Origin of the sequence: Bacteroides sp. MSK.18.37, assembly GCF_019129155.2 — a bacterium.
In the GTDB taxonomy this organism is placed as follows: domain Bacteria; phylum Bacteroidota; class Bacteroidia; order Bacteroidales; family Bacteroidaceae; genus Bacteroides; species Bacteroides ovatus.
Map to the genome: position 1 here is coordinate 771,187 of NZ_JAHOIB020000001.1, position 20,256 is coordinate 791,442.

Below are 20,256 nucleotides of genomic sequence, written 5' to 3' on the forward strand. Positions count from 1 at the left end.
AGTTTATAGTGGGGAGACTTCACACCGTCCTACCGATTGCTTTAATCCGTTATTTGAAAGTAATACTCCTGCAGCTCGTCTGGCCATTCGGCGGTCATAGAGCGTGGCTTTCTGGTTGTCCCGCTCGTGCCATTGCCAAATTTTGTGATTAAGTACAAGGCACAGCTCTGTCCAATGCTTGTAGTTATCTTTCCATTCTGCCTTAACCTTTCTGTATGTGTCAGCTATGGCTTCATTCCCGAACTTGTCTGCCATAGAGAAGTCCTGCCAAAAGGTTGTCATCGGGTCATAGCCAGTAATTTCCGCTATATTCCACTTGGGAATTACTATTTTTAATATTTCCATACTTATTATTGTTTTTGTAATACTCATGAATCAAGATTACTATTTCCCTTTGTTCGGTCTGTTTGCGACCGCCGGGAAGATTTTTCTGCTTTCAGAAGGTGGCGGGGAACAATCGGACAAGGCTGATCCGGAAAAATACGCTCGACAGCGGAGAGGAAGATTTTTACGTGTCATTTGCGGCAGTATGCCGGCATTGGCAGGATTGGAGCCGCCGGTTACCTTTGCGGAAAATTCTGTTCCGTAGGTCGCACGGCAGCGGACTTGGGTTTAATGGGAATCCGTTAGAAAAGGAAAGATTTATGAATAAAAGAGTGAGGCGGCCAGCCGGGACGGACTTTCCGATGGACTGTCTTGGGACTACAGAGGGCAGGATTTATCCCGCCCCCTGTAATGCCAAGTCTGTCCGTGTCCGTCCTTTTGCAAAAAGGGGCTTCACGCACTTTATGTAACGTGTTACACAAAATGCGTGAGGCTGCTTGAAGCAAACTGGCCGCAGGATGTAAGGCTATATGAGGGAGAAAGGAATTTTATAAAAGGCCGTTGGTCGATCGGAACAACAAACCGTACCGAGACTTTGCCCGATACGGTCTTGCATATAACTCAGTCTATGTCATAGCCTATCATGTATTCATCGTTGATAAGCAGATAATAGTAGCCGTTGCCACAATTCCTGTATTCTTTGCTGAATCCAGCCGCCATATCTCCATTTTCGCGTGGCTCACACCATAACGTACCGTCATAGCCACAAAAGTCGAAGCGTCCGGTGGAAAACTTTTCGCCTTGCTTCAGTGCCGTTCTGAAACGAGCCATATCCCAACTGCTGCAATACTTCTCGATGGTGGCAAGTCCGATACACTTGCCGTCGATGCGTGTGCCGGTCGTGATGCGGTTCTCGTAGAGGGATTTATCCAAATCGGCATTAGCGATTTTGCGAAGCCAATCATTCGTATGCGTGGCAAGTCGGGCAAGTTTCTGGTATTTCAAGACCTGTTTCTTTCCTATGTCCGCTGCATCTTCGGGAGAGGATGACGGATAGTATATCTTCTCAATGCTTGCCCAATCCGTGAAGATGTACCCGCTTTTTCGTTTTCTTGGCGCAATAATGCCGATGACGTTTTCATTGCGGTTGATGAATAATCGCCTACGTTGTCCTGCAATCCTTACATATAAAGAGGTGGAATTCTGCTCGTTTCGGAGATAGGCTTCTGCCGGATGAATAGTTGTTGTTTCCATATTTGTATAAATTTTGATTTTTGCTGTTCCTATTTTGGTTTACCTGTTCAAAGTTCCGGGATTGTGCCGTTCTTATATAGAACACCGTCCCGATAATGGGACACGATGCCCGGCTTAAGTCCCATTTCCTCAAAGGCTATATGCCTGATATAGTCCTTGTATTCTTTGCCAATGAAATTCTTTCCACAAAGGTTGTTGAAAATCATAGGGACGGAAAAACCGTCTTCGCTCGATAATATCACTTTGTCGTCTTGTCTAATTTCTTCTACCATACTTGTTTACTTTTAATTGGTTGAACTATCATGCTGATTTTTCTTTTTCCCTGCTTTCGTTTGCCGTGCAGGTTTGTTTTCAGCTTTTTGAGGCAGCCAGAGGATGAAGCTGTGGCATCATAAGCCAAACCCGGATAGAAAACCGACCGTGTAACAGTCTGTTTTCGTCATCCGAATGCAATGCGGCTTGGCGATTATGCGCTTCGTCCTACATTCGCCGACGAAAAGAGTAAAGAATGACCTGCCGGTAAAAGCAAGGATTTTGTAAAAAAGAAGAGTCGTATATGATAGAAAAAACGGCTTGGGATGTGAGAAAATACCCTGAAAAATTTGCGGCGTATTGTATTTTATGTAATTTTGCAGCTGTATTTCAAAATTGCATAAACAGTATGGAGACAAAATATATCCACAGGGAGCTATCCGCCGTGATAGAAGAGGCTTACCGCTATTTTTCAGTCATTACGGTAACAGGACCGCGCCAGTCCGGAAAGACGACGCTGCTCCGCAACTTGTTCTCACACCTGCCGTATTACTCGTTGGAAAATCTTGATGTCCGGAGTTTCGCCGAAAACGACCCGGTCGCTTTTCTGAACCAGCACACGGAGGGCATGATTCTCGACGAGGTACACAACGCTCCGAACCTGCTGTCGTATATTCAGGGTATGGTGGACAATGATGCCGACCGGCGGTTTATCCTTTCGGGCAGTTCGCAGTTTGCCATGCTGAAAAAGGTTACGCAGTCGTTGGCAGGACGTACCGCCGTTTTCGAGTTGCTCCCCCTGTCATACTCCGAAATACGGGAGCAGGTCACCGATACGCCTCTTGACAACCTGCTGTTTAACGGGTTTTACCCTGCCATTTATTCGGGCCGTAACATACCCAAATTTCTTTATCCGGCGTACATGAAAACCTATCTGGACAAGGACGTGCGCGACCTGCTACAAATCAAGGACATGATGCAGTTCCACACATTCATCAGGCTTTGCGCCGGACGTATCGGATCGCTGTTCAAAGCCTCTGAACTGGCCAACGAAATCGGTGTCAGTTCACATACCGTTACGGCATGGCTGTCCGTCTTACAGGCATCTTATATTGTTTTCCTGCTACCTCCCTATTTCGAGAACACACGCAAACGGCTGACTAAAACTCCCAAGCTCTATTTTACGGATACAGGGCTTGCCTGTCACCTGCTCGGCATCGAATCGCCGGAACAGCTTGCACGGGACAAGATGCGTGGGGCGTTGTTCGAGAACTTCATCGTAACGGAAGCCTTGAAGCGGCGTTATAACCAAGGCAAGGAAAGCAACCTCTATTTTTACAGGGATTCGAACCAGAACGAGGTCGATTTGCTGTTGAAAAAACATTCGGGGCTATACGGTATTGAAATCAAGTCGGCGATGACCTACCATGCGGACTTCGAGAAGGCGTTGAAACAGATGGACGGCTGGGTCAAAGAAACCATACTGGGTAAGGCGGTGGCCTATGCGGGTACACTCGAAAATACTGCTGGAGAAATCAAACTTCTGAATTACAGTCACCTGGACGAGGTGTTGGCTTAACAGCCCTATAACAGTCCAGCTAATGCCGACACACACTCCTGCTGCATGGATTTGATGTAATCGAAGAGAACCGAGGGATTGATATTCTTGCCATTTAGCTTGCAGGTGACGTGCAAGTGCTCGCCTGTACTTCGTCCGGTCGAGCCGGTAATACCGACGGCATCGCGGGGACGGACTACCGTACCCTTGGCGGCCAGCACCCGTGAAAGGTGGCAATAGCTGACGGTGTAATTTCCGTGCCGCAGTGTCACATACTTGCCGGACGTCTTGTCCTGTCCCACTTTGACGACCACCCCCTCCATCATGGCCAATACCTGCTCGCCCCGTGCGTGCAGGTCGATACCGCCGTGAAACTTCCTCTTTCCGGTAAACGGGTCTTTCCGGTAGCCGTATGGTGATGTAATTCTGATGCGCTGCAATGGATAAGACACACTGAGATAACGGTCAATCCACAACTTCTTACTTTCATCGGCAGGTTTTGTCGAAGTCTCCTGTACAGGAGCCATGCTTTCGGGTGTCGGCTCCGGCTTTTTCATACCCTCCTGCAAGGCTTCTACCTTGTATCTTTCTGGTGTCTTGGCAATCGTGTTGAACTGCGCCTGAGCGGGCATCGTGCAGAATGAAACACCCGATATTGCTATCAGTAAAATTTTTCTCATTCGGCAAAGTTATAACGGGAGTTTTCATGTCGGAAACAAACAGCCGTCATTTCTTGTATTGGTTTGATATTTTGCGTCTATTAGTACGATTTGAATTGAATAATCGTACTAATGAAGATAAAAACAGCATATTATAACCATTTATATAGCTGTATTTTTGTCCGTCATAATAAGATGTCTCTATCTTTGTATAGTACAATTTTATAATATGAATATAGTATGAAAAAAGTTCAGATTGAATTTGATGAATTACCTTTTCCGACACTGGAACGATTCGGTCTCACACGGGAGATGATTGAGGATTTGCCGATGCGTGTGTTGGACGACATCTGCGATGGTCGGCATTCTCCCGTGCTTCCCGTGCGTGTCACGGACGAGCATGGCGGGCAAATAGAGAGCCGTAGCCGCTTTGCCTTTATCCGCATGGACAACGGTCAGGTGGATGTGGTCTTCTATCCGGCACTGAAATCCTCTCCGTTGGAACGGTATGACGAAGCGCAGCAGAAACAGTTGCTCGACGGCAAGGCGATTGTCGCCGACGTGGAAATGGCGGACGGCCGGAGCAGCAAGGCTTTCGTGCAGATTGACACCGAGACGAAACAGGTGATGTATGTCCCCACGCCCATCATCGCACGCAACCTGAAAGTGCTGGCCGAGGTCATGCGCCTCGGTGCGGTGGAGGTAAACGGGATGCAGCACGGCGAGCCGCTGACGGTCGTCGTGGACGGCGAGTCTGCTACAGTGGGCATAGACCTTCATGCCAAGACCGGCATCCGCTTCTGTTCGGGCGACGCGCAGCAATGGCGCAACCAGCCCAAGCGCGAGTGGGACAAATACACCTTCGGGTGCTACGGTTGCTGGATCATGGACGATGACGGCAACCTTGACTACGTTTCGGAAGAGGACTACACCGAGGAGTTGTGGAACGAACAGAAGAAGAGCGGCGAACGCAACCGTGCGGCAGCCCTCCACAAGTAAAAACAATCAATCCGTAGATTATGGCACAAAACGAATATTATCCCGAAGAGGTACTTGTCGGGAAGATGCAGAGCGGCGAATACGGCTGGCTCGATTACGTCAATCATTTCTCCGCCGACTGGCAGGAGGAATACGCCCGTTACTGCGAGGAAAAGGGGCTTGCTGTCGGCAACGAATCCGCTGCCGAGTTTGTCCGCTTCAAGGACGAACAGCTGGAGGCAGCAATGGAACGCGGCGACGCATAACGAAAACAATCCGACTATGGCGATACGAACGAATACCAATCCCCGGCAGATGGACTTGCAGCCCGAAATGCGCAATATGCTGATGCGTAACGGCCTGCAAGCCCATGTTGCGCTTGATGGTTCAGGGTATCGGCTGATTGTGCAGGGGCATAATTCTCCGCTGCTGGTCTATCCGATAAGCGAACGTCAGATGTTGGCACTCACGGACTGGGGAACCAATACGGCCAACAAGAAAGCCTACAACGTGCTCACGAGCATCGTGGGCAAAGACTTCTATATGCCCAAGAACTTCGTCCATGCCCGCAATGCCAACGGGCGTGTGGCTATGGGGCTGCACGGCTACCGCATCGGCATCGGCGAGTACGGTCGCATGGGACGGATGGGAATGCCCCCGCCGTTCCTCGGCTGGACGCCACGCAACCAGTGGGGCTTGCACCTGCGCAGGGTCGGCGGCCAACTGTTCTTTCCGGGGCCGTCCATCGTACCCGAACGTCCCGACGGGCGCATGAAGCCCGGCGAGTTGCAATCGGGCGGTTACGGATTCTATTACAAGGGGCATCAACAGGCGCAACCCGTACAGCAACGGGACGTTCTGCAGGACTTGCAGGCGGTCATCACGCCGATGGTCAGCCGTCCGCGCAGCGGGGAACCGGCACGGTCGTACAAGGAGCTTATAGCCTCTCCGGTCTATTTTTCCAACGAGAAATTGGCGGAGTGCCTTGCCTCGCACGGTCTTGTCGTGGATGCGGAAAGGCGGACGCTGACTGTGCAGTCGGAAAGCGTCCAAGCCGATATGGTCTATGACCTGACGGAAAAGGAAGTGAGGACACTGGTTGCCGCACCCATCGAGGAACAACCCGTAGAAAAACGTCTGGAACTGCTGAACGGCATTATCGGGGCTGACTTTTCCGACAAAGTGACGATGGAGGCTCTCAACAGCGATCAACGCATCGCTATCGGCCTGCATCCCGAAGTACAGCAGGATTTGGAACAACGCCAACGGCAGGAGCAGGAGGCTTTCATGCCGGTGGAAACCTCGCTGCAACAGCAAGAGGAATCCATACAGGGCTATGTCGGTGCGGCAGTGGACGGGCGTGACCTCCAGTTTCTGAATGAAAACAAGGGATGGTATCGGGAAGAGAAGCACGGGCGGGAAGTTGAAGTGAGCCAGATAGCCGTTCAACCGGCACAAACCGAGGGGAAATACAGGATGACCGCTGTTATCGACGGTCAGGCTATCAGCCATGAGATAACCCAACGGGATTACGACAAGTTCCTTGCTGTGGATGATTATCACCGGATGAAGCTCTTTTCCAAGATTTTCAGCGAAGTGGACATGAAAACACGCCCGGAAGCACAACGGGGGCTCGGTACGAAAATCTTTGCCGCCCTCACCGCAGGTACGGTAGTCGCGGCGGGTGTCGCGCACGGCATCCACCATCACTGCCATGCCCCGGAGTTCTACGGCGAGTGTTTCGGCGGTCCGCCACGCCCGTACATCAAGCTGGGGGTCGATACACCGAGGGATATGGCCATCCGTTGTTTCGAGGCAGAGATGAACCGTGAAATCAATGATATGAGAATGGGGAGGTAAACCATGAGAGAGGGCGAACTGACTTATGACGATTTTCTGCGCAGGCTGAACATTCAGGACGTGCTTATCGACGCGGGCTATCACCTGAACCGGCGCGACGGCCTGCGCTATCCCTCGTATGTCCGGTTGGACAGCGAGGGGCGGCGCATCCGCAACGACAAGTTCATTGTCACGCAGCAAGGGAAATGCTGTTTCAAACCGCAACAGCAGAAGTCGTATAACATCATTTCCTTTATCAAGGAGCATCCGCATTTTTTTGCGGAATACCGTACAGGCGTGTCTCCCGACCGACTGGTAAACCTTGTCTGTAACCGGTTGCTGAACCATCCCGTCGCTGACCGGGACATCCGGATTATCCAGCCTAAACGGGATGTGAAGCCGTTTGACATGGCGGATTACGACATTCACCAGTTCAATCCGCAGGATCGGGCGACACAAAAGAAGTTCTATCCGTTCTTCAAGCATCGGGGCATCGACCTTTACACGCAGTATGCCTTTCATCGGAACTTCTGTCTGGCGACGAAGCATCGTGAGGACGGCATGAAATACACCAACCTCGCCTTTCCGCTGACCGTTCCGAAAGATACGGGACAGGTTGTCGGTCTGGAAGAGCGAGGCCGCCCTCGCATGGATGGCAGCGGCAGTTATAAAGGGAAGGCGGAAGGGAGCAATTCGAGCCAAGGGTTATGGATTGCCAGCCCAGCCAAAACTACGCTTACCGAAGCCAAGCATATCTACTGGTTCGAGAGTGCATACGACGCGATGGCCTATTACCAGCTTCATCAGGCCAACGACAAGGATTTGCGGAAAGCGGTCTTCATATCTACCGGCGGTAACCCGACGGTGGAACAGATGCGGGGTGTCCTCACGCTCTCGCTTCCTGCCAAGCAACACATCTGTTTCGATACCGACCTTGCGGGAATCGAGTTTGCCAAGAACCTGCAACAGGAGATGTACCGGGTTGTCCGTTCCACCATCGAGGAGACACCGGAGCGGAAGCCTTATCTGGATTCCGTTACTGACGGCAAGAACCTCGATGAAGGTGACATAGACCTGTTGCCCGACGCTTTGCGGTCGAGCTACGGGAAATATGAATCCGCATGGGAAGAAGCCATGTCGATGCGTTCGAGCGGCCTGTGCCATCCGGACGACATACGGGAACAGACGGATATCATGAACGGAAATTACAAGGAGTTCCGTGAAGGATTGCGGGAGTTCCTCGGTCTGGACAAGGCGAATGACGCCTCTTTTGTCCGTGAACAGCCTACCTATCCCAACAAGGACTGGAACGAACAGCTTTTGGCCGAGCAGAAACAGGAAGAGACGGTCGATGAGACACAGGCGAGAGAACAGTCACCGGAAGAGGAACAACAAACACACTTTCGCCGATGATGACCGATGCACCCACAGGACATTTCCAAAGTATCGTGCTGCAACCGCACGCCGGACAGTTCGTTATCGACGAGCTGCCCGCAATCGTATTGTGCTGTGCAGCATGGGTGTATGGTGGCATGGAGGGACTGCCTCTGACAGCTCTTGCCGTATCGGTTGCCGCATTGCTTGCTTTGGTATTGCTGTACCGTTTCATCTATCTGCGCCGGACACGCTACCACATCGGTAGCGAGCAGCTTATCAGCAGGCATGGGGTGCTGTCCCGGAAGACGGACTACATGGAACAATACCGTATCGTGGACTTTGTGGAACACCAAAACCTCATGCAGCAGCTTTGCGGATTGAAGACGGTACGCATATTCTCGATGGACAGGAATACGCCCCGGCTTGATTTGGTAGGTATCAGACACAACTTCGATGTGGTAACGCTTATCCGGGAACGGGTCGAGTATAACAAACGAAAAAAGGGAATATATGAAATCACGAATCATTAGCCTGGTCATTTTTGCCGTCTGCATGATGCCACACTGGGCGAAAGCACAAATCACGGCATCCAATCCGTTGGAATGGATGGCGTTGGCCGAGGGCAACGAGGTCATCAATGACCAGATAGAGAAACAGATAAACGGTCAGACGAAGACAGCGATGCTGCAGAACAGCATCGCCGCCGAGTTCAACCGCATTCACAAATGGGAGAAGCAATATAACAGCTATCTCAAGACGGCAAGCGGCTACGCTTCGTCGCTGAAAGCCTGCACCCACCTCTACAACGACGGCGTGAGAATCTTTCTCACGTTAGGGAAACTGGGCAACGCCATCAGGAACAACCCGCAGGGCATCATTGCCTCCATAAGCATGAACAACCTCTATATCGAGACGGCAACGGAACTGGTATCGGTCTTCACACTCCTGAATGACGCAGTGGCCAAGGGCGGCAAAGAGAATATGCTCACGGGAGCGGAACGCAGCAAGACCCTGTGGGCGTTGAACGACAAACTTTCGGCTTTCAGCCGGAAGCTACACCTGCTCTACCTGAGCATACGATACTATACCCTCAATGACATGTGGAACAATGTGACGGCCGGGATGCTCGACCGCAACAATGGGGAGGCGGCACGGATGGCCATGACCCGTTGGCGCAGGGCTGCCGTCCTCGCACGATAAAAACGGAACTGACAATGAAACGGACGATTTGGATAGGCATCTTATTGTTGTGCATCGGCATCGGCAAGGCACGGGCGCAAAACGACCCTGTACTGGCCGGAATGATCCTGCTCTATACCGACAAGGCGGAAAAGGAGCTGAAGAACCAGGAGAAAGTCATGCTGATGCAGACCACCGGACACCTGTGGACGAAAGAGGAAGTGAAAGCCACGACCGACCTGCAACGGGAGTTCAACAGCTATCTGGACTCTTTCCGGTCGATAGTCTGCTACGCGGCGCAGATATACGGTTTCTATCACGAAATATCGAAGCTGACGGATAACATGGGTGACTTTACCAGACAGGTGAGCCGGAACAGCTCCCATGCGTTGGCCGTCGCCCTCTCCACGCAACGAAACCGGATTTACCGGGAACTGATCATGAACAGCGTGGAGATTGTGAACGACATCCGCATGGCGTGCCTTTCGGACAACAAGATGACGGAGAAAGAGCGCATGGAAATCGTATTCGGCATCCGTCCGAAGCTCAAGATGATGAACAAGAAACTGCAACGGCTGACCAAGGCGGTGAAGTACACGACAATGGGCGACATCTGGCGTGAAATCGACGAGGGAGCACGTCCGGTGGCCGGCAAACGGGACATAGTGGAAGCTGCCAAGCGACGCTGGCGGCAGATTGGAAGAAATGTAAGACCTTAAAAAACAGACAATGTATGGGCGTTTGGAGTACACTATTGAAATATGGCGGCAAGGCCGCAAAAGGTGTCGGTACGGCAACGGCGGCTACCGGCAAAAGTATGGGTAAGGCAGTGCTGCACCCTTCGCAGACCTTGCGTGGTGCAGGACAGGCAGTCAAGACAGCGACTATCGGCGGTGCGGTCGGTTATGTGGGCTGGGAGAAGCTGACCACCGACAAAAGCGTGGTGCGTATCGTGAGCGATGCCGTTGTGGGCGAATCCGTCACGGATACCATTGCAGGCACGGCGGACGGCGTGCGTGAACTAACGGGCAAGGCCGGAGAAGCCGTCAGTTCGGTCAGCGGTGCGGTAACCGGCATCGACAACAAACTGAACGGCGTGTCGAACTTTTTGCGACAGGCCTCCGGTGGCGGAGGTCTTGATATGTTCGGCAACTTTTTCCGCAACCTTGGCAGCGGCAACGTGTCAGGGTTGAGCATCGCCGGACTGGTTGCGGCGGCGTTCCTCATATTCGGACGCTTCGGCTGGCTGGGCAAGATTGCCGGCGCATTTCTCGGCATGATGCTCATCGGCAACAATGCGGGTGTCTTCCGCACGCCGGAGACAGAAAACGTGCAACGTACCCGTACACCTGACTTTTCGGCAGGGGAACAGGCACATGGCGGAGGAATGAGAAGATAGAATACGAATCAAAATGGAAACAGCATGAAATATACAGAAGAAATGATCCTGCAATCCGATAGCGGTTATTGTATGCCTTTCGAGGAACAGCAGGGCAAAGACGTGGAGCTGTCGCTCGGCTACGGCGAACAGACCGACCCGGTGACGGGCGAGAAATTCTTTCATCACGGCATTGACTTCAACGTGCGGTGCTATATGCTTTCCGCCCTTGCCAGCGGCATTGTGTCGGGCGTGGGCAACGATTCCGGACACGGCATCTGCCAGACCATCCGCTACGGGGAATATGAGGTGACATACGGAAACCTGTCCAATGTCTTCGCCCAATTCGGACAGCGTGTAAAGGCCGGACAGACGGTAGCTTTGAGCGGTGACAAACTGCACATGACCGTCCGCTTCAAGGGCGAGGAACTGAATCCGTTGGAATTCTTGACAATGCTGTACGGGAATATCCAGGCAATGCGTCAGGCCGGCGGACACGAAACCGACTATCCCTCCGGTGTAGAGATGGAACTGGGAACCGATTATGACCGGGATAAGAGAGAGATAGAGGAACTGATGCTGCGCTTCCTGCCGCACTATATGGAGGATTTGCGGCATGGAGCATACACCTTGCCCCGAAATACGGAGCAGTCGCTACGCCACATCTTCACGGTGGGTGCGATGAAGGAGTATTTCTACGAGAATATGCCGAGCATGGCCAATCCGCTCGGACTGGGACATAAGGCCATGCCGCTGGCCTGCAAGGTGCAGAACCTCCTGATTGCGGATTTCCTGCATTACCTCGCCCTGCGGCATGATGTGTACCTCTCCACTGCGGGCAGTGACATAAAAAAAAACTCCATGACGAAGCCCTGACCTATGGCGGCATCATAGACCCGTTGGCGGAACTGGACATCGACATACAGAGTTTCGACATACCGAGGCTTGTCACGGTCTATCCCGACCGGGCGGGTGTGCGCTGGTGGACGAAGGCATGGTTCAACAACAGGGAAGAGGGCGAGACATCCGTCGAAATCGAACGGGAGCAGGCGATACGGTTCATGCAGGACAACATCGAAAAGGACGCATGGCTGGAAGAGTTCTTTCCCCGGCAGATGGAGGTTTACCACAACGCCATCGAGCAGACGAAAGAACAGTTATTGAAACAGATAAATATATAATACACAATATGGATGGAATCAAACATAGCCGGCAATTCGCAGAAATGGAACGCCTCGTGAGCGACTATTTCCACTGCCACCTTGCGCCCGTCATGTCGAAGACACAGGCTTACCTCACGAAGAAACAGGGCGAGGAAATGAGGGAGTATTCCACCTCTTTGGGCGGCATACTCAGCGCGATGGCGTCTGCGGCACAGCCGATGGGCGACCCGTACCAGGTACTCAAGGTCACGGGCGAATGGAACTCGAAGACAACGGAGGACTATATCGGAATGTGCAAGGCGGAGATTACCGGCTCCAAAGAGATACAGCAAGACCTCGCATACATGGCCGGGCAATGGCGCGATACTGTCGTGCAGGAAATCGGGCGCAAGCGTTACGATGAACTGTCGGAACAATTAGGCGGCGACCTTGCCTATGCCTATATGGACTACCGGGTGGAGGAACTGATGATCGACCGGCTGGTCAAGGAGCGTATGCCGAAATCGTCAGCCGACTACATCATCCGCAAAGCCGCAGAATCAAGCCTGCTTGGACTTTCGCAGACCTTCAACCGCTCGCCGCTTGCTGTGGAAATCGAGGCACGGGGCGAAGCCGCCTACCGTCCGAAAGGATGGGAAAAAGGCGCGGGTCGGGTACTGGGCGCAACGGCAGATACCGTGATGATGGGAGGCGTGGGTTCGTGGGCAACACTGGCGAAGTTTGTCGGGGCGGACGTGGCTATCTCGGCAGTCGCCTCACGCTTCGAGCCTGAAAAGCCTGATACGCTTTCTGTGGAAGAGTGTATAAGCAAAGGGGTGTTCGGCAGCGAACGGAACGTATTTACGGACTTCCGCAAGGAGGCTGCAACGGTACAGACGGGTGACAGTGCGCTCATCGTGGCCGCCAACGAGCGGTTGAAGAAGAAAATACCGGTGATGGATTTCAGTTTCCCGAAGTGGATGCAGACACCAAAGTTTACCCCTTTCCAAATGCCAGAAATACCCGGACACCCTGAAAAGAAGAATGAACGTGCCGAACGGTACAAGGATGTGCCGCTCATCGTCGCTCCCGGACAGGAAGAAGCCTATTTGAAGCATTTGGAGAAATATAAGAATGCAACGGCTGTAACTGCCAAAAAGGAATCAACGCAGCCGGAGACGGAACAGAGGGAAAAAGTGGAGAAAGAGGAACGGCAGGTGGTTATTCCACGTGAGGAAGAAAAGCAAGAGAGAGAGGCTGTGCAGACCAACACGAACGGATGGAGCGGATTGCTCAGTACGTTGGGATTAGAGGGATTGGGCGATATCACGGGCAACCTCGGATATGTCATGGCCATGCTGCCCGACATCCTGTTGGGGGCTTTTACCGGCAAGACACAATCGTTGCGCTTTGGGGACAACCTGCTGCCGATAGCGAGTATTGTGGCCGGTCTGTTCGTGCGTAACCCGCTGCTGAAGATGCTCCTTGTCGGTCTGGGCGGCGCAAACCTGCTGAACAAGGCGGGACACGAGGCTTTGGGGCGACCCATGCCGTCCGCTGCCGAACAGACGGAGAACCAGTACCGCCGTTATCCCGATGAACCGCTCAATCCCCGTATTGTGAACCCGGTACTGCAAGGCAGTACGCTCATCGCCACGATAGACCGTGTGCCTTGTACCATCCAGCTCACGCCGACCGTCGCGGAGGCTTACCGTGCAGGGGCATTGCCGCTGAACACGCTGGCGAACGCCGTGCTTGCCAAGAGCGACCAGTTGCGCCATATCGCTTCGCAGAATTACGATGACGGACAGCGGGAAACGGTCGTGCGTACACGGGGCATCCAATAATTCCATGAACAATAAAAGCATGATGATATGAAAGAAAAGTCGCAAATCGAGAAGAAAGCCGAGGCAAGGCAGGCGGAACTGCTGTCTGCCGCACTGAGCGGGGCGTCGAACGCTGGCGGCCATTGGCTCAACGTATCGGGCAAGGGATTTCCCCGGCTCTATCCGCAAGGGGTCTCGGCCAGCCCGTTCAATGCCCTCTTTATGGCCTTGCATTCGGACAATAACGGATGCAAGACCAACCTGTTCACGCTTTACAGTGAAACCAAGGTACGGGGTGCTGCGGTGCGGGAGCATGAGCAGGGCGTACCGTTCCTGTTCTATAACTGGAACAAGTATGTCAACCGGAACAATCCGGATGAGACCATCGACCGTACCGCCTATCTCCAATTGGACGAAGAGCATAAGGCACAGTTCAAGGGTGTCCACAACCGGGAGATCCGCACGCTTTTCAATATCGACCAGACGACGTTGCCCTACGTTGACAAGCCGGCTTACGAGGATGCGGTAAAGCAGGATGGCAGTGTTCAGGAAAGAGGATATACCGAGGCGGACAACCGCAGGTTGCGCACCCGGTTCAACGACTTTCTATTGAAGATGCGGGACAACCTCGTTCCCGTGCGCTCGGACGGTAGCGGAGTTCCTCATTACGAGACGGACAAAGATGCGGTCTATATGCCGCGTCAAAAGGATTTTGAACATTACCACGATTATATGCAGGAAGCCTTGCGGCAGATCGTGAGTGCTACGGGGCATCAACAGCGGCTCGCCCGTGAAGGCATGGTCATGAAGAACGGCGTGGCCCCGTCGGAGGATGCGGTAAAATATGAAAGGTTGGTCGTGGAACTGGCTTCGGGTATCAAAATGCTGGAACTGGGACTGCCCGCCCGTCTGTCCGATGCAAGCCTGAAGACGGTGGATTACTGGTGCCGGGAGTTCAAGGAAAATCCGTGTATGATGGACGCTCTCGAAAGCGACGTGAACAATGCGCTTGATGTTATCCGAAAAGCGGAACGGGGCGAGAAAATTGAGTACGCCACCCTGCGAAACAGACGGCAGACCACGACCATGCAGGAACAGATGCACAAGCATTACTTTGTGGCGAATGAAATCCGCCAGCACCCGGACAAGGCGGCGAAAAGCATCGTCCTCGTCATAGACCGGGAGGCAAAATCGGCAGATGTCATTTTGCCGGCAGGAGCTTCGACCGAGGCGAACAACGAGATTCCCGGCATGAACAAGGGACGTATCGAACGGGCATTGCAGAAAGAGGGTATCGAGCAGGTGCGTTTCTATAATACTGACGGTGCATTGGGCTACAGACCCGATGACAGCTATTTCAATGAAAAAATGGTGACACTGGCCCGGTTAAGGAACTACACGTTGGAAAAGCTCTCCACGCTGGACGTGTCGGAGGCGGTCAGACGGGCGAATGAGGTCGGGTTCGATGCCGTGCAGATGATTCAGGACGACAAGAACCGTTGGGCACTCTATATCAAGCCGGAAAACAAGGAGGGGTACAGCGTCTATCCCGATAAGGAGGATGTGAACCGTTTTTTCTCCACGCTCAAGCAGGCGATGGACAACATCGACAAGGTACGGATGGAGCTGGCGCACAAGTATTATGCACTGGCGGAGGTCAAGCCCGACCTGAAAGTGGATTTGTTCGGCAGCGATACGCCGGAGATTGACCTGAACCGTATTCAGCGTGTTGCCATCTTCAAGACCAGGCAGGATGGAATCCAGTGTGTGGCAACCATCGACGGACAAAAGCTGCAGCCCCGCAGCGTCACTCCACAGCAGTGGCAACGGATGTGGGTGGCGGAAGACCGGGACGGCTACAAGCGGCATTTGGCGGCCACGCTGTTTGCCGATGTGCTGCAAAAGGGACAATCCGTCGGGGAACAGAAAGCGGAAGAGCAGGTACGGCAACAGAATGAGACGGTGCCGGAAAATCGGTCGGAAGAGACGAATGATGAAAATATGTCTCCGAAACGGCAGTTTTGGGACAACCTCAAGGAAAAGCATCCCGACGCCCTGTATCTGATTCGTGCAGGAGAAGTGTACCGGCTTTATAATGAGGATGCGGCAAAGGGAGCAAAAATACTGGGAATTACGGTCAAGGAATATCCGGAACATGGATTTTCGACTTTCGCAGAGTTCCCAAGGACGCAACTGGACAGCTATCTGCCCAAACTTGTCCGTGCCGGTGAGCGTGTCGCCATCAGTGAGATAGAGCTACAGGATAAACGGCAGGACGAGCAGGAAACACATAGGGGTATTCATAGATAAGGAGTGACGATTATGAGCAAGAATCAGGAATATGCACTGCAATACGCGGATTATGCGATGGCACAGATGCGCAGGTATGGCATTCCGGCTTCCGTCACATTGGCGCAAGGCATACTGGAAAGCAGCAACGGACAGAGCCGTCTGGCGAGGAACGAGAACAACCATTTCGGCATCAAGGCGACACCCTCGTGGATTGCCGGAGGCGGCAAATACGGAATCTACACCGATGATAAGCCGAATGAAAAGTTCTGCAGCTATGACAGCGTGGGTGATTCATACGAGCATCACTCCCGCTTTTTGAAGGAGAACAGCCGCTATGCCGGTTGCTTCAAACTCTCCCCGGACGATTACAAGGGCTGGGCACAAAGCATTGAGAAAGCCGGTTACGCCACAGGCGGCAAGTATGCCGAGAACCTGCAAAAAATCATTGAGCAGAACGGCTTGCAGAAGTATGACAGGCAGGTGATGCAGGAGATGGCGGCACAAGGCAGGCAGTTCGGGGTAGAACACAATCCGCTCCAGACCTCCGAAGGTGCGGAACATGGAACGGGGTATTCGTTCCCGGTGGAACGGGAGGAATTTCTGTTCATTACCTCTCCGTTCGGAACACGGCAAGACCCGTTGGACGGCACAAAGCAACAGATGCACAAGGGCGTGGATATACGTTGCAAAGGCGATGCGGTACTGGCTACGGAGAACGGCGGCAAGGTCGTGGCGGTAAACCAGAACAAGAATACGCCCGGCGGCAAGTCGCTGACGGTGGAATATGCCCGGACGGACGGCAGCAAGGTACAATGTACCTATATGCACCTCAAGGAGATTTCCGTCAAGGTCGGCGATACGGTACAGGCCGGCGGACGGCTCGGCACATCGGGCAATACGGGAACACGGACGACCGGGGAACATCTGCATTTCGGTGTGAAGAATATCTATGCCGACGGGACGAAACGGGATATAGACCCTGCGGCGTATCTGGCTGAAATCGCACAGAAAGGACATATCAAATTGCAAATGCTGCACAACGGGAATGACCTGCTCGCCAAATACAAGGCGGCGGAAGATACCGTGCCTGAAAAGAACCTTTCGCCCGACGGATGGATGAAAAAACTCCTTTCGTCGGAGGATAGCGGTGTGGGAATGTCGGGATGCAACGACCCGATTGTGGAGATGGCGATGACCGCTTTCGCCTCCCTGATGCTGCTGGCCACACAGATTGACAACCGGAACGAAGAGGAACAGAAGGCGATGATATCCACCGCGATGGATCTTCGTACCATCGACCTGAAGCCGTTGTTGCCGAATATGAAGAACTGCGACCTGACTATCGGCGAGAACGGCAAGGCCATTCTGAAAGCGGACAATGGGGAACTGCGTGTCTCGCGGGAGCTGACCGCTTCCGAGCTGAACCGGTTGTCTGCCACGTTGAACAACGGCACACTCACGGAAGAGACCAAACGGATGCGTGTAACCGGTATGCTGAATACGGTTATCCTGTCGGAAGCGGCCTCACAGAATTTCGAGCAAGAGATGTCCCGGCAACAGGGACAGACGGAAAACCTGCGAAGATAAAGGCATGGCGATATGGTAAAATGCGTGATGATACAGCTATGCAAATGTCTGGCGGGAGTCTCCATCCTTGCGTTGCACGTCCGGTTCTGCTACCTGCTGTTGGGGTGGATCGGGACGCTCGTTGTCGTGGGCGTGCAATTAGCCATCGCCGGATGGATGGTCTGGGCGATGATACGTGCGCCTGACTGACCGTACCCTCCAACAGTTCAACATCAATCAACCCATGTATCACTTGTCGGATGATCCATGTATCATTAAAGACAAAAAACAGATGATTAAATGTAATGTTACGGTATGCGGCGTTATCGGCCGCGATGCGTCGGTTCGCAAGAACAGAGAGGAAAAGGAGTTTATGGCATTTCCGCTCCGGGTACAGATTCCGGCAACGGGTGGACGGCATACTATCGAGGTGGATGTCCGCAAGGAGTGCAGTCAGGAAGAAGCCACCGGTTATCGGAACGGCTCCCGTGTGGAAGTGAGGGGTACGATGTATCTCAAACGCCGGGGTGACAAGCTCTATTTCAACCTGTTCGCCGATGAAATCTGCAATGCCGCTACGGATGATGCGGATTGCGTCAAGGGTGAGCTGGCATTTCGTGGTAAAGTCGGCCAGAATATCGAGGAGAAAAGGGATAAGAAAGACCAGCCTTATACGGTGTTCTCGGCGTTCAGTGCGGAGAAGGTCGATGACGGCTTCGAATACCAGTGGGTGCGCTTCTTCTGTTTCGGCAAGGAGCGCGATGCGTGGCTACAGCCGGGTATAAAGGTGGATGCCATAGGTGAAATGAACCTGTCGGCACATAACGGGAAAATCAATCTTTCCTGCAAGGTGGAGGAACTGACGCAATATGTGGCGGATTCGTCTAACTATAATCAGTAAGTAATATGGCCGGTTACAGAAAGAAGAATGCCGACGGACCGAACAGCGAGGACAAGGCTCTCGACCTGTTCGCCGAAATGATGATCGAGAAAATCGAGGGCATTCAAAAGGACTGGAAAAAGCCTTGGTTTACCGAGGGTGCGTTGCAGTGGCCTCGCAACCTTCACGGGCGCGAGTACAACGGGATGAATGCTTTTATGCTGCTTTTGCACTGCGAGAAAGAAGGGTACAAGATTCCCCGTTTCTGCACCTTCGATTGTGTTCAGAAGCTCAATAAGTCCGGCAAGGATGGAGAGGAACTGCCGCGTGTCTCCGTGCTTCGTGGCGAGAAGTCCTTTCCGGTCATGCTCACCACGTTCACTTGTATCCATAAGGAGACCAAGGAGAAAATCAAGTATGACGATTACAAGAAACTCTCCGATGACGAAAAGGAACAGTACAATGTTTATCCGAAGATGCAGGTTTTCAGGGTCTTCAATGTTGCGCAGACCAATTTGCAGGAAGCGCGACCGGAGCTGTGGCAAAAACTGGAGCAGGAAAATTCGCGTCCGGCAATCGAGGAGGGCGAGCATTACAGTTTTGCCCCAGTCGATACGATGATAAGGGATAACCTGTGGATTTGTCCGATTACGCCGAAATATCAGAATGACGCCTACTATTCCATCACGAAGAATGAAATCATCGTGCCGGAAAAGGAACAGTTCAGATCGGGAGAATCGTTTTACGGGACACTGTTCCATGAGATGACGCACTCGACCGGTGCGGAGGGTGTTCTCGATCGGTTCAAGCCGACTACCTTCGGTTCTCCTGAATATGCCCGTGAGGAACTGGTGGCAGAGTTAGGTAGCGCACTGGTCGCACAGCGTTACGGCATGACCAAGCATATCAAGGAAGAAAGTTGTGCATACCTCAAAGGATGGCTCGATGAGCTGAAGGAATCGCCGCAATTCATCAAGACAACGCTCCTGGACGTGAAAAGGGCAACCTCGATAATTACCCAGAAGGTGGATAAGATAGCGCAAGAACTGGAACAAAATGTCGGCGAGAAGCAGGAAAACGGAGCGGCGGCAAAGGAGAAGACATTTTATTCCTCTGTCGCGTATCTCCAATTTTCGGATGACACGAGGCCGCTTGACGAACTCCGGGAGAAAGGCGATTGCGAGGGATTGCTGACGCTTGCCAAGGAGTATTACGACGGCAACGGCATCAACGAACAGCATACTTATTTATCAGCCACGAACAACAAGGGTGACAGCCTAATTGCCGAGGATGAGAATTTCGCTGTCGTGTACAACGGGAGTGTCGGGGGAACCTACGAGGTGATGTTGAAATTCACGGAGCAGGAAATTCGCGACCATATCCGGCGTTACGGTGTCGATATTGCCGGAGAGACGATAAAAGAGGTTGCCAGGGAGATGGCGGCGGAACAGTTCTCCGCTTTGGCGCATCAAAAGATTCCGGCCTTCGAGATGCCGAACGGCGACGTGCTGTATGTCGAATATAACAAGGACTCCGATATGCTTGATGTCGGGCAGCCCACCAATGCCGGGCTGGTCGCGCAGCATCGTTTCCCTTACGACCACAATATCGGGTTGGATGCCAACCTGCAAGCCGTGAACGAGAAGCTGAACGAACTGGAAGAGTATCGGGCAGAGCTACAAGAGGCTGAATACAGCGTCGGTATGCGCCGGTAAGGATGGAAAGAAAAAGATGCGGAACCGGTTGGCTCCG

General features: G+C 52.8%; 22 protein-coding genes. 18 read left to right on the top strand and 4 right to left on the bottom strand.

Annotated features, from left to right (window positions below; translation table 11 throughout):
• Positions 1-3: 3 nt before the first annotated feature.
• Positions 4-345 carry a hypothetical protein gene (locus tag KSX81_RS03395; protein WP_004320512.1) on the bottom strand — a complete coding sequence of 114 codons (342 nt, stop codon included), beginning with the start codon at positions 343-345 and terminating at the stop codon, positions 4-6.
• A gap of 25 nt (positions 346-370) precedes the next feature.
• Here KSX81_RS03395 and KSX81_RS03400 point away from each other — a divergent pair, with 25 nt between their 5' ends.
• A complete protein-coding gene (locus KSX81_RS03400) occupies positions 371-589 on the top strand; it encodes a hypothetical protein (protein WP_004320514.1) in 219 nt (72 codons plus the stop codon).
• Between the two features lie 356 nt (positions 590-945).
• On the opposite strand, the gene KSX81_RS03405 is transcribed toward KSX81_RS03400, so the two are convergent.
• Together KSX81_RS03405 and KSX81_RS03410 are read right to left on the bottom strand one after the other, a co-directional pair.
• Complete coding sequence (locus KSX81_RS03405; RefSeq protein WP_004320516.1) at positions 946-1,578, bottom strand: hypothetical protein; 633 nt, start codon at positions 1,576-1,578, stop codon at positions 946-948.
• Positions 1,579-1,625: 47 nt separating this feature from the next.
• On the bottom strand, positions 1,626-1,850 hold the full coding sequence (locus tag KSX81_RS03410) for a hypothetical protein (protein ID WP_004320520.1): 225 nt from the start codon (positions 1,848-1,850) through the stop codon (positions 1,626-1,628).
• A gap of 284 nt (positions 1,851-2,134) precedes the next feature.
• On the opposite strand from KSX81_RS03410, the gene KSX81_RS03415 reads away from it, so the two are divergent.
• Positions 2,135-3,409, top strand: a complete 1,275-nt coding sequence (locus KSX81_RS03415) for an ATP-binding protein (protein ID WP_055236229.1) — start codon at positions 2,135-2,137, stop codon at positions 3,407-3,409.
• Between the two features lie 5 nt (positions 3,410-3,414).
• Here KSX81_RS03415 and KSX81_RS03420 read toward each other — a convergent pair whose 3' ends face one another.
• Positions 3,415-4,068 (bottom strand): M23 family metallopeptidase, encoded by a 654-nt coding sequence (locus tag KSX81_RS03420; protein ID WP_217718277.1) that lies wholly within the window; start codon positions 4,066-4,068, stop codon positions 3,415-3,417.
• Between the two features lie 219 nt (positions 4,069-4,287).
• Between KSX81_RS03420 and KSX81_RS03425 the strand changes: the two genes are divergently transcribed.
• The 16 genes from KSX81_RS03425 (at position 4,288) to KSX81_RS03500 (ending at position 20,219) form a co-directional block, all read left to right on the top strand.
• The gene (locus KSX81_RS03425; RefSeq protein ID WP_004301304.1) at positions 4,288-5,046 is read left to right on the top strand and encodes a DUF4099 domain-containing protein; all 759 of its coding nucleotides are present in this window, start codon (positions 4,288-4,290) and stop codon (positions 5,044-5,046) included.
• A 20-nt stretch (positions 5,047-5,066) separates the two neighbouring features.
• Entirely contained in the window at positions 5,067-5,291 is a 225-nt protein-coding gene (locus KSX81_RS03430) for a hypothetical protein (protein WP_004301303.1), read from the top strand.
• Between the two features lie 16 nt (positions 5,292-5,307).
• Positions 5,308-6,885, top strand: coding sequence for a hypothetical protein (locus KSX81_RS03435; protein ID WP_004301302.1), 1,578 nt, complete (start codon positions 5,308-5,310; stop codon positions 6,883-6,885).
• 3 nt (positions 6,886-6,888) lie between these two features.
• The gene (locus KSX81_RS03440; protein WP_004301301.1) at positions 6,889-8,277 is read left to right on the top strand and encodes a toprim domain-containing protein; all 1,389 of its coding nucleotides are present in this window, start codon (positions 6,889-6,891) and stop codon (positions 8,275-8,277) included.
• The gene (locus KSX81_RS03445; protein WP_004301300.1) at positions 8,274-8,771 is read left to right on the top strand and encodes a PH domain-containing protein; all 498 of its coding nucleotides are present in this window, start codon (positions 8,274-8,276) and stop codon (positions 8,769-8,771) included. Before KSX81_RS03440 ends, KSX81_RS03445 begins: the two co-directional genes overlap by 4 nt.
• On the top strand, positions 8,752-9,441 hold the full coding sequence (locus KSX81_RS03450; protein WP_004301299.1) for a hypothetical protein: 690 nt from the start codon (positions 8,752-8,754) through the stop codon (positions 9,439-9,441). The genes KSX81_RS03445 and KSX81_RS03450 overlap by 20 nt, the downstream gene beginning before the upstream one ends.
• 14 nt (positions 9,442-9,455) lie before the next feature.
• Complete coding sequence (locus tag KSX81_RS03455; RefSeq protein ID WP_008759634.1) at positions 9,456-10,139, top strand: hypothetical protein; 684 nt, start codon at positions 9,456-9,458, stop codon at positions 10,137-10,139.
• A 14-nt stretch (positions 10,140-10,153) separates the two neighbouring features.
• Positions 10,154-10,819 carry a hypothetical protein gene (locus KSX81_RS03460; protein ID WP_008759633.1) on the top strand — a complete coding sequence of 222 codons (666 nt, stop codon included), beginning with the start codon at positions 10,154-10,156 and terminating at the stop codon, positions 10,817-10,819.
• Between the two features lie 24 nt (positions 10,820-10,843).
• The gene (locus KSX81_RS03465) at positions 10,844-11,674 is read left to right on the top strand and encodes a M23 family metallopeptidase (RefSeq protein ID WP_004301296.1); all 831 of its coding nucleotides are present in this window, start codon (positions 10,844-10,846) and stop codon (positions 11,672-11,674) included.
• Positions 11,675-11,697: 23 nt separating this feature from the next.
• Entirely contained in the window at positions 11,698-11,979 is a 282-nt protein-coding gene (locus tag KSX81_RS03470; protein WP_004301295.1) for a hypothetical protein, read from the top strand.
• A gap of 8 nt (positions 11,980-11,987) precedes the next feature.
• Positions 11,988-13,787, top strand: a complete 1,800-nt coding sequence (locus KSX81_RS03475; protein ID WP_217718275.1) for a hypothetical protein — start codon at positions 11,988-11,990, stop codon at positions 13,785-13,787.
• A gap of 27 nt (positions 13,788-13,814) precedes the next feature.
• Positions 13,815-16,076 (top strand): zincin-like metallopeptidase domain-containing protein, encoded by a 2,262-nt coding sequence (locus KSX81_RS03480; RefSeq protein ID WP_004301293.1) that lies wholly within the window; start codon positions 13,815-13,817, stop codon positions 16,074-16,076.
• Positions 16,077-16,088: 12 nt separating this feature from the next.
• A complete protein-coding gene (locus KSX81_RS03485; protein ID WP_004301292.1) occupies positions 16,089-17,645 on the top strand; it encodes a glucosaminidase domain-containing protein in 1,557 nt (518 codons plus the stop codon).
• 20 nt (positions 17,646-17,665) lie between these two features.
• Positions 17,666-17,830 carry a hypothetical protein gene (locus KSX81_RS03490; protein ID WP_192923087.1) on the top strand — a complete coding sequence of 55 codons (165 nt, stop codon included), beginning with the start codon at positions 17,666-17,668 and terminating at the stop codon, positions 17,828-17,830.
• Positions 17,831-17,916: 86 nt separating this feature from the next.
• Complete coding sequence (locus KSX81_RS03495) at positions 17,917-18,525, top strand: hypothetical protein (RefSeq protein ID WP_005944254.1); 609 nt, start codon at positions 17,917-17,919, stop codon at positions 18,523-18,525.
• A 5-nt stretch (positions 18,526-18,530) separates the two neighbouring features.
• The gene (locus KSX81_RS03500; RefSeq protein WP_004301287.1) at positions 18,531-20,219 is read left to right on the top strand and encodes a zincin-like metallopeptidase domain-containing protein; all 1,689 of its coding nucleotides are present in this window, start codon (positions 18,531-18,533) and stop codon (positions 20,217-20,219) included.
• Positions 20,220-20,256 lie beyond the last annotated feature (37 nt).